Here is a 14,552-nt window from a genome sequence, read left to right on the forward strand (position 1 = left end):
CATTTTGATGTATCCACAAAAGAAAATGATTCGTCACATCAAAAACTACTTATTTTCTGATTTGAGTAGTAGCACATTTGTAGCCTAGAAGCAAGACTAAAACCTGCTAGCACGAAAGAGATCGCGTCGCACGGATTGCAGCTCCTTCCCATAGCCACGCTCTGTATCGGGATCATGTGCAGCATTCTGTTTGTACGTCAGCAGCGCAAACAGGTTGATCCCTTACTGGATGTGACACTCTTTCGGAAGCCAGCATTTACGCTGATGCTCCTTGCCATGCTGATCAATACTATGTTTCCCGGGGGTATAATGGTCCTTTCAACACCAAGCATACAAGTAAAAAATTTTACGAGCCAGCTCGATAAAAAAAGATTTGTGTGATAATTGCCGCTATCAGCCAGAAAAGGAACAATCCTGCTGACGTAAAAATCCTTTTTCGCATTTTCGATTTTTTCTCATCTGTCTCTGCCAGATAGTAGTACACAACGCTTGTCAAAATTGCACAAACGCTTGTTATTGTTGCCATCCAAAAAGAATAACACATAATTCCAACTGGTGTCCTCAAGAAATTCGTCATCATTTTTCCTCCTCTTTTCTCTGTTATCTTGTAGGTGCTCGTCGCCACAATAAAATAGCATGTCGTTCTATGTCAGGAAACAGCTCCAAATCCACATCTTCAACTTTCACTGCATGTGCTATCCAAGATGCTTTTACTGGCATTGGATTTGTATGAAAATCACTAGAAACATTCCCAGCCAGTTCTACATACACTCCTTACAAATATCGTTAGCATACTAGACTATCAGTAAAACTGACCTGCCCTTGTTGAAAAGCATCTCATATAGCATGCAACAGCAAAAGAAAAGGCTGCACTTTATCAAAAAGTATCTCAGGTAAATATCTACACATAGAATGTTATCAACATGGCGCAGACAAAGGGCAGCTGGTACTCCAGAACACGTTCGAGCATCCAGTCGAGTTAGAACCTGTTGAGTAATGACTCCTCCCTCCTTGCTGCTGGCCATCAGTTCATTTGTAGAGAAGAGACCACCCCAATGATCAATATCTCCCTTTCCTTAAGTAGCATAGACCACCTACTACGCAATATGGCAGGTGTTAATCTTGCCCACAGTCTTGTTATATTGTGGTGTAGCACGTACCTCCACACAGCTTTTCCTCAAAAAATCCACCTTGCTAATAAACATCACAGTAGTAGAATCAGTTATCTGGTAGCACACCAGATAGGACAAATCGTCACGCATCTTATTGATATTCTACTGCATACGACTGAGCAACCGAAGCCGTGTTTGCGTTCAATAGGACTCAATAGGCCTTACGTCTATTTTCTCAATCCGGTTAACCTAGAGACTATTAGGAACTCGATCTCGAAAAGATGATACCATCCAAGAATGGAAAAGAGAAAACCATCTCTAAGCGATGTGACAGACGAAGAATAGGCGGCCGCCAGCTCCGCATTTGAGCATGTTGCCCGAAGATGTCGGGCAACATCGCCATGAGCGGTGAGAGATCTTCAACGCTTTGCTCTCTCTCGTGAAGACAGGAGCACCATGGCGGTGGTTGCCCACCAATCTGCCTCCCTGGCCCCGATGCGCAGGTATCACGGGCAGGGAATGACGCTTGAAGGAAGGGAGATGAACCTGCTTCATGCTCGGTGCTTGGGGGTCCCACCGCGCTCCCTTCAAAACACGGCAACGGCCGTTCTCACACGGTATATGCAGTGCATTTGGGAGGTTCCATCCACCATTCTCCCTTCAAGAAGCACCGAAGCCTCTTCCTTGCATCAGGCTTCAATCCTCAACAGCCCCAATGAGCCGTGACACCGCTTCATCAGCACAACACAGTGAACGTTCACTGTGTTCAAGCTTCGCGTGACCGTGTACGCTCACCGTGTTCTGTGTTCTGTCGCGAGGACTTCGCAGGAACCACTTTGAAGATACCCCTTTTTCGACGCTTTGTTCCATCAAGCAAACCAGAAGAGACCTTTCCCGTTGCTGAAGCAGTCCCCACCTCTTGCTGCGCTTTTCGCGCACGAACCTCGTGCTCATCAAAGATATATCTCTTATAGATACTTATACTACATCTCTATTCCTTTCTATCCCTTCACGAGATTAACTTTCTTCTATATTCATTTTTCTAATACATCCTTCGCCAAACCCTCAAATTATATCTACATTTACACGTTTTTTACTTGAAAGATAATAACATCGGTAAAATTACTACCGTCAATCTGTAAACCATAACAGCCAGGACTTTGCTGATTGATACGAATATAAGAAGGTCTGTTGATCTCTTCAGGAGTGTGAGTAAACTCTGGTAGCTCTAAATCCTTCGATAAATCATAATCGAAAAGAACTACTGCTGAACCATCTAATTGCCGACCACGAACAAGACCTATTCCTTGATATTTACTGGTATCAGCAAACCAAAGAGCTTTAGCAGGTCTCCACTCCGGATCTTTCAAAGCACTGGCATTCGCATCATGAGGGTCAAAACGGCGTAATTGTAAAATAGCAGGTTGAGCAGCAGTTTGAATCGTTTCAATAACAACATAAATTGGTCCACTTCCCATCACAATTCGTTGACCGAAACGATGTACAGATGTCGTCGGACAATCCGCGCCACGAGGCAAAGTCGGAAGCTGTAAAGGTCTCTCTCGTAGCTTTTGCAGAGTAATCACAGGTTTTGTAGGCGTAAGAGTAGGAGCGTTGTCAAGAGCATAGTCTGGTATTTGCTGACAACCAGATAGGATAAGGAGAAAAATCAAAGCAAACAGACATAAAAGCGTGATTCTCTTTTTCATAGTATCCTCTCTTCCAAGTTAACGCTTGACGGAAAGCTCATACAATCAGCCAGCAAGGGATGACCAAGTCAAGCTTTGAGCCAGAGACAGGCGAAGAGCCTCACCATGCTGGCCGCCACCCCTAGCAGGAAGACCCTTTGTGCGTCTGCGGTCACTCCTGTTGGAGCCGGAAAAAAACCGCGCAGTTTTGTGCACACCATCTTAACCTCACTGCGTCGGCTCGTGAAGAAACGCTGCCCAGCCGCCCTTCAGGGCCCGATCAAGCCGCGTTCCTCGCTTGAGAGGGGACACAAACCAGTACCCTCAAATACCTGCTGCTGTGTACGCACACCCGCAATGCCGAGGTCGACCAAATACACCCCATAGAGCATTGTTCCCATGTCAGCAGCATCGCAGGAGTACAATGTGCACAGACAAGAAGCTGTCAAACAGCGCCTGATCGGTGCAGTTGACTGCGGAATCTCAGAGTTGGTCATAGCTCCCTGAGCCGTGACGGCGCACCGTAGCATGATCCCTTCATATCAACCCGAGCATGACGACTAGCCTCAGAGAGTCACTCGGTCAGCTCCAGCATCAGACGCACCTGGTCTGACCAGGTGGCTTACATGAACTGCTTCTGAACTGCTCCAGCTAACTGCGGTGCGGCAGTGTCAGGAAGGCCGGATGCAAGTACTGCACGATGAAGCGGAAGCGGTCCTACTGGCTCGTAATCGCCAGTGTGAGCACTTCGGAAAGCGAAAGGATATGACTTGCGGCCATACTTCCCCTGCCTCTGGCACATATGCTTGATACAGATCGTCACTCATGATAGACAGGATCGTCAGGAAGGAGTCCACGTCAGACATCATGCGTTCCTTTCTTTCGCTTTGCGTTTTGACGATAATGGATGCCTTCTTTTTTACATCCTCCATCATTCACACCAAGCAATTCAAACATAGAGATAGAAATCCCTATGTTTGAGTCTCAATTCCATGTTAAGAATACAAGCAATGGAACTCCCACAAAAAGCCAGAACCGATTCAACCATGAAACATATTCTCCTAGAGAGTCGTAAAGCTTCATAAGGCGCTCTGGGTGTAATTGACAAAAAGCATTCCAGAGACCAACCAATGTTACGAACTCCCGCATACTTCCATATACAGCTCCAGAGATAAATCCCAATAAAGGGCTGCACCCCTTCAACTGTACCTAGGGCGAGAAAACCAAAATGACGATACACCAGTAACAAAAGTACGCTTAGAAAAAGAACAAGGAGCCAAAGCAAAAAATACGAAGCGTAAAACATGGGGGTCATAAAACACTCCTTTCTTGTTATACCCACAAAATTTGTTAAATCTTTCTCTTCTCCTATCTGTATCTATCGCCCATCAATTTCTTTCCTGTATTTTGTGCAACTCTTTAAAAGAGAGTATCAGTTCCGGACGTGCAACGATGAAGGAACGGAGTAGGGCTATAAAGGTAAAGAGAGACACTTACCATAACTAGTTCTAAACAAAATTTTGGAAGGAGGCTCTTGTACTGAAATGTAAGTATTAATCCCAATAAAGCGAAACAAAGCAAGCAAAGATTCCTAAAAACACTACCTTTACCTACCTTAGCACTAGCATTTCCAAAGCAACCACATCTAATGTTTATACCTTTTTTAATAATAAAAAACATCCAGCCCGTAAACAGTAACAAAGAACATACTGCCAGCGCGAAGAAGATACTTAAAATGTAGGAGGAACTAAGAAAGATTCCAAATACGACGCCAAGTTCTCCCAAAGGGACAAAAAATACAAGAAGACGAACTAACCACTCAGGAAACTCACTTAACCGTAAAACGGCGCGAAATGATTCTCCTTCCAAAAATTTTCCAACAGCCGCGAGAAGGAAAACAGAACTAATCACTAGTTGCAATAAAGTTAAAAAAGAATACCAACCGACATACTGTCATCCTTTCTTCATGTCGTATGACAGACAGAATCTTTGTCAGCTTAGCAAGATGCGTTTCTAATCAGCATCCTTTTTCCTCTAGAGGAACTAGTCTTCTACGATTCCGTCGTTCGTTAGTTAGCGAGTCAAGAATATCAAGAATATAATGTTATCTATTTTATCCTGAAGATCTTATTCTTATATATTTTTATATTTTATGTTTTTAAAGCTAATATTTATTTTTATCTATCTTCCTATATATTCCATGGCGCATATTACACCTTTCATTTAAATAATAAAGTCTTCCCAAGAAAACACTTCTTGAATCTTTCCTTAGGCAGTATTTTCAACAATCCGGCATTCTCCCTGATAGTTCCCTATCATCTATAAAGTGTCTCGGAGCTTTTTTTACATTACGAATATATAATAATCTTTTTAACTTGTCAAGACGAAAACATATTTTTTTGCTATTATAGGATCAAAAAATCTCAGTAACCTAAGCAAACTTTTGTTTCCAATTACTCTTAATACAGCATGGATTTCATATAATTTAAGTTCTTTTTCATACTTAGAATAATTTAGTACAGTCACAGAATCCTCTTCTCAGACGTTGCCGGGAAATTCAACCGGATGAGCTATGGGCTGGTCGACGTCTCGCCGCATCCTGACATTCCATAGAAAGCTGGAGAGAAAACCGATCCCTTGACTCCGCCTTGCCTCATCATCTATCAGGATGAGCAAACCTGTAACTAGTGCACTGTCAAGACAGGTGATAGGAGATGTAGTATCAGAAGAACCATGAGTGCTCCCATTTTTGTTCGCCCGTTGAGCGAGAAAGAACAGCAGCAGCTCAAAGCCGGCCTGCGCTCATCAGATGCCTTTGTCCTGCGATGCTGCCAGATTTTGCTGGCGTCAGCCCGCCAGGAGCGAGCCACGGCCATCGCCAAGCAACTGGGCTGCGACGACCAGACTGTGCGCAATGTCATCAAAGGCTTCAATACCAAAGGCTTCGCCGTGCTACAAGCCGGCTCCTCACGCCCCCACTGCTTGCACCAGGCGAGAGAGGATCGCGATCTGCCGCGTTTGCAAGAACTGATGCAGCGCGGGCCACGCTCTTTCGGCAAGCCTACCAGCGTCTGGACCAGAGATCTGTTGGCAGAGATTTGCCAGCAAGAAGGACTGACCCAGTCGCTGGTCAGTGGCGAAACCATCCGGCAGGCGGTGCTACGGCTGGGAGAAGCTTGGAAACGAGCCAAACATCGCATCAACCGTCCCGATCCGTTGTACCAGCAAAAAAACGGCGCGCGACCAACTGATCGCTTGGGCAAGCCCGCAGCCTGAGTGAGCCATTGGATGTGTCGATCAAGTGTGGTGGAGTCGCTTTGCTCTGCCTCGTATGCACGCCTGGCAGAGCGTGGAGCATCCCTTCTCCCTGGTGGAACGGTCGTGGCAGAAAAACGATCCCGACCCCAAAGCTCTGGCCTGTTATGGAGTCTTGTGGCAAGAAGGCACGTCGACAAAGCCAGTGCGAGAGAGCATGTGGCTGCGCTTTGTCACCGGTCGCCCCCTCTCAGCCATCACCACCCAGTTTCTTGAGTGGTGTGGTCAGCGATTGGAGCAAGAGGGCAAACACCATTGGCTCTTGATCTGGGATCACGCTTCTTGGCATGTCTCGAAGCTGGTGCGAACCTGGATCAGAGAACAGAACCAGCAGGTCAAGCAGTCGGACAAAGGCGTGCGCATCTTGCCCTTGCTTTTGCCCAAACAAAGCCCGTGGCTCAACCCCATCGAACCCAAATGGGTGCATGGCAAGCGTGCCGTCGTTGAGCCTGCTGGTCTGCTCTCTGTCCATGAGTTGGCAAGCCGTGTCTGTGCTTACTTCGGTTGCTCCTATGAACCTCATCTGTCTCTTCCTGACTCCGAAAAGGTTCCTTGAAAATGCACTAGGCCCTGCACCATGGGAGTAAGATACTATCTCATCTTGCAGAACAAAAGGCATGATAAGGGAATAAAATACTCTGTAAGATATTAAATAGCAGTTCATGCAGTACGGTGTACCGACTTCATTCCGCAGTGAAAGACGAGAGCAACAAGTCCTTTACGCTAGGTGTACGATATCATCTAGATTTTATACCTTTATTTTTATGTAACAATATACCTATAATAAAAGTAATGCATAGCAAAAACGAACATAAAAACATATAAATGGTCATTATTATAGGTTGAGTTAATAGGTTTTGTGGGAAATATTTAGCAAGAAATAGGGTAAAAGATGCAACAAGCATTGTTCCCCATATAGCTAAAAACCTTCCATAAATACTCATTGGCATCAATGAACAAAGATATACATTGTATATATATAAAGTTACATATACGATTCCAAAAAGAACTATGGTTAAGACAAAAAAAAGCAGATCTCTACTAAGAATATAACTAATAAAAGATATAGTTATAGGGAGAAGCATAAACGTTCCTAAAAGGATAAAATATTTCGGGGGTATTTTTCTTTGGGTATCTTCTAGCACTCTCGCAAGTGGACGATTCAGAGCAATACTAATAATAATGCCTAAAACAATCAATAGAATGATAAAACAATTTGTTAGCAGAGGCATACAGCTTTTCTCCTTCTATGCTAATACTAATGGTAATAAGAGCAAGTAATAGGCTTGGCTCTTATGCATTGGTAAGTAATTTCACAAATTACCACACAATGGAGTATGATAAATTATCTGGTTGCATATTTCGTGTGTAAAGGATGTTGAACAATTTAGCCTGAATCTCTTGATTACTCTACAATAAAGCTACTAAAAAAGCAAGACCAGATCAGCCGATGAGATATAACGAATAGTTAATGTTAGTTCTTGGGAGAGAAGCTATACAGCTCCTCTCCCAAAACTTAGCTAAGTCTTCTACTCCCACCATCTTGCCTCGGTAAGCTTTTGAGCATACCAGGTCTTCTTCTTGAAATACTGTTGCGATACATTACCAGTGTTTCCAGCTCGCTCCCAGGATTCTTGAACTGAGCGATACCAATCATACCCTCCAAGGTAAGAATCTACAGGATCATCGCTATAAACAGGCTCCCACCATGTTGCAGGAGGTATATATGGCCGACTCGGAGATGCAGATGGAGTTGTAGACTTCACTGTTCGCTTCACTGTTGGCTTTGCTGTTCGCTTCGCTGTTGGCGTCGGCGTTGCTGTTGGTACCGGGGTTGACTTCGGAGCTGGCTTACCATCTACCGCAACATCAGCAAAGCCATTGGCCACCCCGGTCAATGCACCCACACCCTCTATAGAGAAGAAGTAAGTAGCTAATGGAGCCGGACCTAACTCCATGACAAATAGCCCTTCAACTACTGTACCAGTCGCCATAGCATAGCCCAATCCAAGCAAACCAGGCACTATAAAAGTGGCCACTGGAGCTATTACTCCTCCTACTATAGCACCTGAGATTGCAGCCTTTGCAACCGTCTCGGCTGAAGGCAGCTTTCCATTGATTGCCCCCTGTATATACACGCTAGCAACCCCTCCGATAGCTCCTAATACTGCACCACCAACTATTAAAGCTAATGCAGCGAGAGGATTATGACCAGTAGGATCTGTCGCTGACTCAGGGTTCCCTCCAACATATAAATATGGATCTCTCCCTTGAATATTTGTCTCGACAGTATCGGCCCGTACAAATCGCCCACTCACGGGGTCATAGTAGCGAAAATTGAAGTAAAGAAGTCCAGTGAGATCATCAAACCGCTGCCCGGTAAAATTGAAAGAGGTCGGCATCGTGCCATCTGCAAAGCGTACCGAGCCATACGGGTCAAACAATTGCACCGCCTGGAACGTTCCATCTCCAGCAAGGGTGAGACTTGCACTCCCAAGCAAATCAGATACGAAATAGAAGAGGTTTCTGTCCTTGCTCGTATGCAACTGCTTTGCCTGCTACCTCAGAATACTTCGTTGTCTCTTTTGAGGCACCCACAATTTTGACTTCCGTCCACGCACCAAAGGAGAAGACCATCTGGCTTGTTTCCAATCCATTCTCTGCCGTCTCGCTCGTTCGCTGGGCAACTCGATTGCCAGCACTATCATAGAGATAATCAGCACGCTCTTGCTTGCCAGACCTTGCCTTCCACTGGATCATACGTCCCTGGAAGTCATAGACCATTTGCGCTCCGCTGCGCGTCGGTCCTGCCTCACATGTCTCCTTTCCAGTGGTTTCCGATGTTCGACATATCATATTCCCCATCGCATCATAGGATGCATACCGGGTCGTGGTCCCCCCAAGATGTGTCACCGCATGGGGGTGGGAATTATCCTGGTACGAGAGCGTCCCACGTGGCCCTTTCGTCACGCGATCCATAGCATCATAGCCACAGCGTTGCTGGTATGGAGCCGTTGTGCTTCCAGGAGGTGTCAGAGTCCCCCTGGTGGCGTTCCCCCGTTGCCAGCCCAGATGAGCCGGCTCTGGGCATCAGAACAGAAGCTTTGCACATCCGTTTTCGTCTCGCCCTGTTGTGTTGAAAGTTCTGTCTTGAGCCCCAGTGTATTGCCAAGATAATCATAGGTTCGTGTCTGACTCCACAGCGTCTTTCCGCTTTACATTGCTTGCACTGAAGTCGGGCGTTGTATACTACCATAGCCAAAGGTCATCTGGACGACAGCGACCGGTCCTGCCTCAGGACTCTTGACTCCTCCTAACGCCAGCCCAGATAATTGTCCCGTATTGGTATAATTGATCTGGCTGGCGGGCCAGCAGGACTCGACGATCAGTACACATTGATGGTCGAGTCCGGGACCTCCCGCTTCGGTATGGCAGCGCGCCTGAGCGCTAGCGTACACGCTTGACATGTAGATACCGAAGGCAATGCCGCCAAGAGTCCCCTGGATAAAGAACGCAGGCAACGTCGGCCAGAGCAACGGCACCACCATCCCGATCGCGAACAGCAGCGAGGACGCAATCACGAAGGGCTTGCGGCGACCGATCAGCGGATGATTGAGTTCGCTGAGGTGGTGACACGTCAAAAGAATCTCATGCTTAGGCCACCGGGTGCGAAATTCAAGACTGGCACGTTGCAAATCAGCAATCAGATCTCTGAACCATCCCTCATCGTAGGTCACTTGCTTCGGCATGAAGCCGTCTCCCCCTGGATAGCAAAAGAAGGTGATGGCTTTTTGACCGGAGTAGGGGGCTCACTTTTTAGTTAGCGCATTCGCTCAAAAAGAACGTGTGTTATCGAGCAAGAAGGACACAAACGCATACAACAGAACAATGATATTCGGCAGTCTTCTTCATCATTTGTCGTTTCTGGGGGCTCACGCCGCGATCGTGTTGGTATGTTGATTGAGGGAATCGACGCGGTAGACGCTCTCGCGAGAATATGTGAGGCTGAGCAGGAAGGTGTCCAACACATTTGGATGAAGGTGGACGGAGCGGATACAGGTTTCCGGATATCTTGACGCTTTTTGCCGCTGCCGCCGCGCACACTGAGCGAATCCGGTTAGGAACTGCTATCGAGCCTATGTATTCGCGTCACCCGCTGGTGATGGCACAGCAGGCACTCGCTGTCGATGACCTCGCTTCAGGACGTTTAGGGATTGGCACCAGTAACCGTATGGTCATTGAGGACTGGCATGGCCTGAAGTTTTCATCTCCACTTCCATACCTCCAGGAATACATAGAGGTTCTACGTCGTGCCTTATGGAAGGAAAGTGCAACCTATCACGGGACTTTTTTTCAGGTAGCGTTTCCCCTGTCACGCTCAGCTCAGATCCCTTTGCTTACTTCAGCACTGGGCAAGAAGGCGCTTCAGCTTGCCGGGGAGATCGCTGATGGAGTTCTTTCCTGGACGTGTCCTGCCCCTATCTGCTTTCGTCGGCGCTTCCCGCATTACACGCCGGAGCTGGAACCTGTCAGCTTCCGACACCCCCATTAGTTGCTCATGTACTCGTCGCCTTGAGTACAGGTGAAGAGGCAGTGATGGCAAAGGCCAGCCCAACTTGTCATGGAATATGCAGAGGGCCCTTTTTACGCTCGTATGTTTGCAGAAGCTAGCTTTTCTGGCGCAATGCATGGCAAAGATGGAGATGTGAATGCGCAGGCACAGACGTTGGTGATCCATGGCAACGAGATGACGGTTCGCAATCGGATAGAAGAACTGCTAGCGTGGGGCTTAGATGAACTGATGCTCCAACTTATTCCCGTGTCTTCCGAGGCCTATGAGTGAAAACAGTTGCTTAATCTCATCGGCTCCCTTGAAGCCTGATCTCTAGCAAAAGACCGATGATATTGACACGTCCCAGGACCTGGAGATTCTTCTTTCACCCAGCATGCTGCGAGTCGCCGCGATGCGACGACCCGTAGGGGCACGCTTCTGGGCAGACGGTACCCTGTATGGCTTTGTGCAAAATATTCAAGGCGGCATTGTGGTCCCGATCCAGGAGCAGCTCACAGCCGGGACACAGATTGTATGGTTTGCCGCCTTCGGCACGGTGCGGTTTTCCTGTGCTACGTGCACAACTAGTAATGAGGAGAAGCATCACTAAGCAAGACACACAAGAGCAGAGAAAGCAGAATTAAACAATGAGAAAGACAAGCATACAGACGCATCAATATACATGAAGCCCCAGCTCGTCCGGCATGCACAGTGAGCTAGAGGCGTGTTGCTCGCTACTGGAGCTGGCGCAGACGGGCTTGCGAGCGAGCCAGCCCGCCCATGTGCTCGATGAAGTGCGCCTGCGGCAAGCGGGCTCCAATCAGCCCTGTGATCGGCACCCGCTTGAGCTGCGTGTTGCCTTGTATGATGACGAACTGCCGTGTGTGAGCCTCGACCACCAACGCCTGTTTCACGGAAGAGGGGTGATGTTCCACCATCACGCGGCGCACAAAGGCGCGCCCATCAATCACATGTAGCCAGGCGTCGGGATCCACCACCTCGGGCAGCCTGGGCCGCTAAGAAAGAGACATCTTACTGCTTCCCGATGAGTATCAGGAAGCACAAGCCTCCCGCGAAGCCCCCGCCCAAAGGCAGAGGAAGTCGTCACAGGGTGCAGTTACCTCTCATATTGAAGTTCCAGAGCTTCATCAGACGGCTCTTCAGTGAGCATTTCCGGAAGCGCTTCTTCTTCAAGCCATGCACTTTGAAAGACATCTGCCATCATTTCTGTGTAATGGGTACGAATTACCTTCGCTACCTTCGGATCCTTATAGATTCTCTGACAGGCTTGACAGGGATGAGCATACATATTCTCCCAGACTATGGTAGGATCTTTTTGTGCGGCCCAGGCGAGTATCTTGTCCGGCCCTTTATAGTGAATCCAGAGCTTCAGGAAGTCACTCTCGGCCTCTTTTATTGCATGTGAGAGAAACTTTTCTCCCCGGATGCAGCTCTCATTTAGCTCTGGAATGAGCCGCAGACCCAGACCACAACATGCCCCTATCCGTCCGTCCGCTTGAAGAGTATAGGTCGTCAAGACACTCTCACATCCTTTTCTTGTGATAAGATTAGCCTGGTTGGTTGCGATACCAGGAGGATATTTCTCAAATAATAGAGGATCTAGTGGCATCCAGGGACTTTCTGTAACTGTCAGTGTCGCGAACTCCGCAGGGGTTAAAGCAGTAATGAGGGGATGACTGATAATATCGTCTCTCGTGACACGTCTCTCTTTTCTTAGTTCTACCATAATGTGGACTCGAAAGCCACGCTTGGCGGCTGCGACGGTCGCGTAGACGACACGTTCGAGGGGAACAAATTTTGCATGCTCATCTCCAGTACTGTAATTAATCTCTTTGAGACCATGAGCGATGAGTGTTTCTAATTTTGCCTCTGCTCGTTCCATCGACTGCGCCCAGTGAGCATTGGTAACAAGCCGTGTGGGTAAACCAAGCGAGTCTGCATATGCGATAGCTTGAAGAAGATCATTCCAGCGCAGGGTTGCCTCGCCCCCCGTAAATACTACATTTGCAAAGTCAAGTTCCTTTGCTTGCTGGATCGCATCAAGTATGATATCCAACTCGATATTCGTACGTTCCCTGGGGCTGCTGAGTGTCCCGCAGTTACTGCAAGCGGCAGGACAGGTAAACGTCGGCATGATGCAGAGGGTCTTTTGCCCTCGAAAAATACCAGACCTTGCGGACTGCTGCATGAGTATTCACCTTCTCTTGCTGTTTGCGCTCAATATCTCCACAATACAAGGACAGAGTCTTTATCCCTCTGCATCAGGTGCAGGAAAGATGAGACTCCTTTTCTCCTACAACTCTCATCTGAATGATGTAGCTGAAGAGAAGTTTCAAGTCAGATGAAGTTTTGAAAAGCGGGCTGCTTCCTGAGAGAAAAGGTTAGAGAAATTCCCTAACCGGGTACCGCCCCTGTCTGCCAAATTCCCAACCCACGTGCTACAAGATACTCACTGATTGCTCGCACCATTTCAGAAGTAATAATGTCATCAGGGTCAAACTGAGGGCCTCTCGTTTTGTTTTTTGTTATCGCATATTGCCTGTTATAAACTGCAAAGCCTTCTGCAATGGCGACGGAATACTGTTTAACAACCTTTGCCTCAACATTATTGTCTGAAAACGCGGTGGAGACATTTTGATCCATAGCTCCTGAAGCCAGAGCTTGCACAAGTTTTGCATCACTAAAGCGGATGACTGCTTGAGCAAAGTCGGTAATGAACTGTTGTGAACAGATATCCTTGTTTTGATATTTTCTGCTGTACTCCCTTATCCACTTCCTGAATTTCTTGTTGCTGATTAATGAGAAGAGTAGCTGATTCGCTTTTGAAACTTGTTGGCGGGCCTTCTTGCAAAATCTTTCCGCAATAACATTAGCTGGATTCTGAATAAACGTTGTCCGAAGTTCCTCATCTATATTCAGATCATGGAAGAGGGAAGCAACCTGCTCCTGTAGATTTTGCTGTTTTAGCATTAACATGGAATTCCTCCTGCTTGAACTCAGCATCATAGCGCCAGGCAAAAGCATGTATGGCTCAAGCTCTAGATGCGTGAGAAGGACTACTCACCCGTATTGAAGCCTTCTACCTCGCTGATTTGGTGTCTCTCCTACCAGCCTTATTGAGCTTCTGTGAATGAGCTTCCAGATGCATTCGTTAATAGAATTATACGTTGAACATTAATACATTTTTATAAATATTCAATCTGAGTATTTCTCCCGATTTCTGATGGGATCGACTGTAATGGGCAGGCCGAAGATGGCTTCAATAATGATGAGGAAATGGAACAGTCAAACCTTAGAACGCGTGGTTCCTGGCGTGGCTCAACGGGGTTCATACTTCGGTGTGTGCCCTGAAGCCTGGAATCTGCTCAGGAAACAAGCATTCTCTTCCTCCTGAGCCACTAACATCATTGGTCTATCCTTCGGGATATTTCCCTACTCAGATAGTTTCTTGCTCTGTTCCGACAGAGATGAGAAGAGAAGGAGATAAATTGCCTCCAGCATGTGTCCATCCTCTATTATCGTAAGGAGAGCTACGATCTCCGCTAATTGCGCAAAACTCTTCGGGTATGCCCGATTATGCCTCCTATTTCCACCCTTTATTATCTCCGTCTGATCATGGAGGGATCTCTTCTCTGCCTGAGAAGTTTCCTCATATTGTTGGCCTTTCTGCGCGAACCTCGTGTTCGCGATGTCAGCACTGCTGGTCTGCGCAACCATAACAGACCATTTCTTCTTTCTATATGAAGAAAATGGTTTACCATCCTCAGTCTCTCTTGTGTCATACCTCGGAGAGCAAAAAATGATCCTGACTTGTTACACACAAGCAATACAGAAAATGTGTTTGGAACGCATGCTCCTCGCTAC

General features: G+C 47.1%; 16 protein-coding genes. 5 read left to right on the forward strand and 11 right to left on the reverse strand.

From position 1 onward, the window contains the following. Positions 1-2,194: 2,194 nt before the first annotated feature. The 3 genes from KTH_RS10170 to KTH_RS10180 all read right to left on the reverse strand — a co-directional run bounded on the left by KTH_RS10170 (position 2,195) and on the right by KTH_RS10180 (position 4,720). Entirely contained in the window at positions 2,195-2,821 is a 627-nt protein-coding gene (locus KTH_RS10170; protein ID WP_497618340.1) for a hypothetical protein, read from the reverse strand. A 248-nt stretch (positions 2,822-3,069) separates the two neighbouring features. Continuing rightward, positions 3,070-3,297, reverse strand: a complete 228-nt coding sequence (locus tag KTH_RS10175) for a hypothetical protein (protein WP_497618341.1) — start codon at positions 3,295-3,297, stop codon at positions 3,070-3,072. A gap of 922 nt (positions 3,298-4,219) precedes the next feature. Further along, a complete protein-coding gene (locus KTH_RS10180; protein WP_497618342.1) occupies positions 4,220-4,720 on the reverse strand; it encodes a MauE/DoxX family redox-associated membrane protein in 501 nt (166 codons plus the stop codon). An 813-nt stretch (positions 4,721-5,533) separates the two neighbouring features. Between KTH_RS10180 and KTH_RS10185 the strand changes: the two genes are divergently transcribed. Both KTH_RS10185 and KTH_RS10190 read left to right on the forward strand, forming a co-directional pair. After that, positions 5,534-6,076: a helix-turn-helix domain-containing protein gene (locus KTH_RS10185; RefSeq protein WP_497618343.1), complete on the forward strand. Its 543-nt coding sequence runs from the start codon at positions 5,534-5,536 to the stop codon at positions 6,074-6,076. A gap of 55 nt (positions 6,077-6,131) precedes the next feature. Continuing rightward, the gene (locus tag KTH_RS10190) at positions 6,132-6,671 is read left to right on the forward strand and encodes a transposase (protein WP_497618344.1); all 540 of its coding nucleotides are present in this window, start codon (positions 6,132-6,134) and stop codon (positions 6,669-6,671) included. A gap of 181 nt (positions 6,672-6,852) precedes the next feature. Here the strand turns inward: KTH_RS10190 and KTH_RS10195 are convergent, their stop codons facing one another. The 4 genes from KTH_RS10195 to KTH_RS10210 form a co-directional block, all read right to left on the reverse strand. After that, a complete protein-coding gene (locus tag KTH_RS10195) occupies positions 6,853-7,347 on the reverse strand; it encodes a hypothetical protein (protein ID WP_497618345.1) in 495 nt (164 codons plus the stop codon). 297 nt (positions 7,348-7,644) lie between these two features. Continuing rightward, the gene (locus KTH_RS10200) at positions 7,645-8,661 is read right to left on the reverse strand and encodes an RHS repeat-associated core domain-containing protein (RefSeq protein ID WP_497618346.1); all 1,017 of its coding nucleotides are present in this window, start codon (positions 8,659-8,661) and stop codon (positions 7,645-7,647) included. Further along, positions 8,618-9,094: a hypothetical protein gene (locus tag KTH_RS10205; protein WP_497618347.1), complete on the reverse strand. Its 477-nt coding sequence runs from the start codon at positions 9,092-9,094 to the stop codon at positions 8,618-8,620. The genes KTH_RS10200 and KTH_RS10205 overlap by 44 nt, the downstream gene beginning before the upstream one ends. A gap of 236 nt (positions 9,095-9,330) precedes the next feature. Next, on the reverse strand, positions 9,331-9,864 hold the full coding sequence (locus KTH_RS10210) for a hypothetical protein (protein ID WP_497618348.1): 534 nt from the start codon (positions 9,862-9,864) through the stop codon (positions 9,331-9,333). A 281-nt stretch (positions 9,865-10,145) separates the two neighbouring features. Here KTH_RS10210 and KTH_RS10215 point away from each other — a divergent pair, with 281 nt between their 5' ends. The 3 genes from KTH_RS10215 to KTH_RS10225 all read left to right on the forward strand — a co-directional run bounded on the left by KTH_RS10215 (position 10,146) and on the right by KTH_RS10225 (position 11,277). After that, positions 10,146-10,667 carry an LLM class flavin-dependent oxidoreductase gene (locus tag KTH_RS10215; RefSeq protein WP_497618349.1) on the forward strand — a complete coding sequence of 174 codons (522 nt, stop codon included), beginning with the start codon at positions 10,146-10,148 and terminating at the stop codon, positions 10,665-10,667. Between the two features lie 102 nt (positions 10,668-10,769). Continuing rightward, positions 10,770-10,958 (forward strand): hypothetical protein, encoded by a 189-nt coding sequence (locus tag KTH_RS10220; RefSeq protein WP_497618350.1) that lies wholly within the window; start codon positions 10,770-10,772, stop codon positions 10,956-10,958. Positions 10,959-11,079: 121 nt separating this feature from the next. Next, positions 11,080-11,277, forward strand: coding sequence for a hypothetical protein (locus KTH_RS10225; RefSeq protein ID WP_497618351.1), 198 nt, complete (start codon positions 11,080-11,082; stop codon positions 11,275-11,277). A 124-nt stretch (positions 11,278-11,401) separates the two neighbouring features. On the opposite strand, the gene KTH_RS10230 is transcribed toward KTH_RS10225, so the two are convergent. The 4 genes from KTH_RS10230 to KTH_RS10245 form a co-directional block, all read right to left on the reverse strand. Beyond that, positions 11,402-11,665 carry a hypothetical protein gene (locus tag KTH_RS10230; RefSeq protein ID WP_497618352.1) on the reverse strand — a complete coding sequence of 88 codons (264 nt, stop codon included), beginning with the start codon at positions 11,663-11,665 and terminating at the stop codon, positions 11,402-11,404. A 119-nt stretch (positions 11,666-11,784) separates the two neighbouring features. After that, positions 11,785-12,876 (reverse strand): radical SAM protein, encoded by a 1,092-nt coding sequence (locus KTH_RS10235; protein WP_497618353.1) that lies wholly within the window; start codon positions 12,874-12,876, stop codon positions 11,785-11,787. A gap of 206 nt (positions 12,877-13,082) precedes the next feature. Then, positions 13,083-13,658: a hypothetical protein gene (locus tag KTH_RS10240; RefSeq protein ID WP_497618354.1), complete on the reverse strand. Its 576-nt coding sequence runs from the start codon at positions 13,656-13,658 to the stop codon at positions 13,083-13,085. 462 nt (positions 13,659-14,120) lie between these two features. Next, positions 14,121-14,405, reverse strand: coding sequence for a hypothetical protein (locus KTH_RS10245; RefSeq protein WP_497618355.1), 285 nt, complete (start codon positions 14,403-14,405; stop codon positions 14,121-14,123). Positions 14,406-14,552: the final 147 nt, after the last annotated feature.

It is taken from the genome of Thermosporothrix sp. COM3, assembly GCF_059696735.1.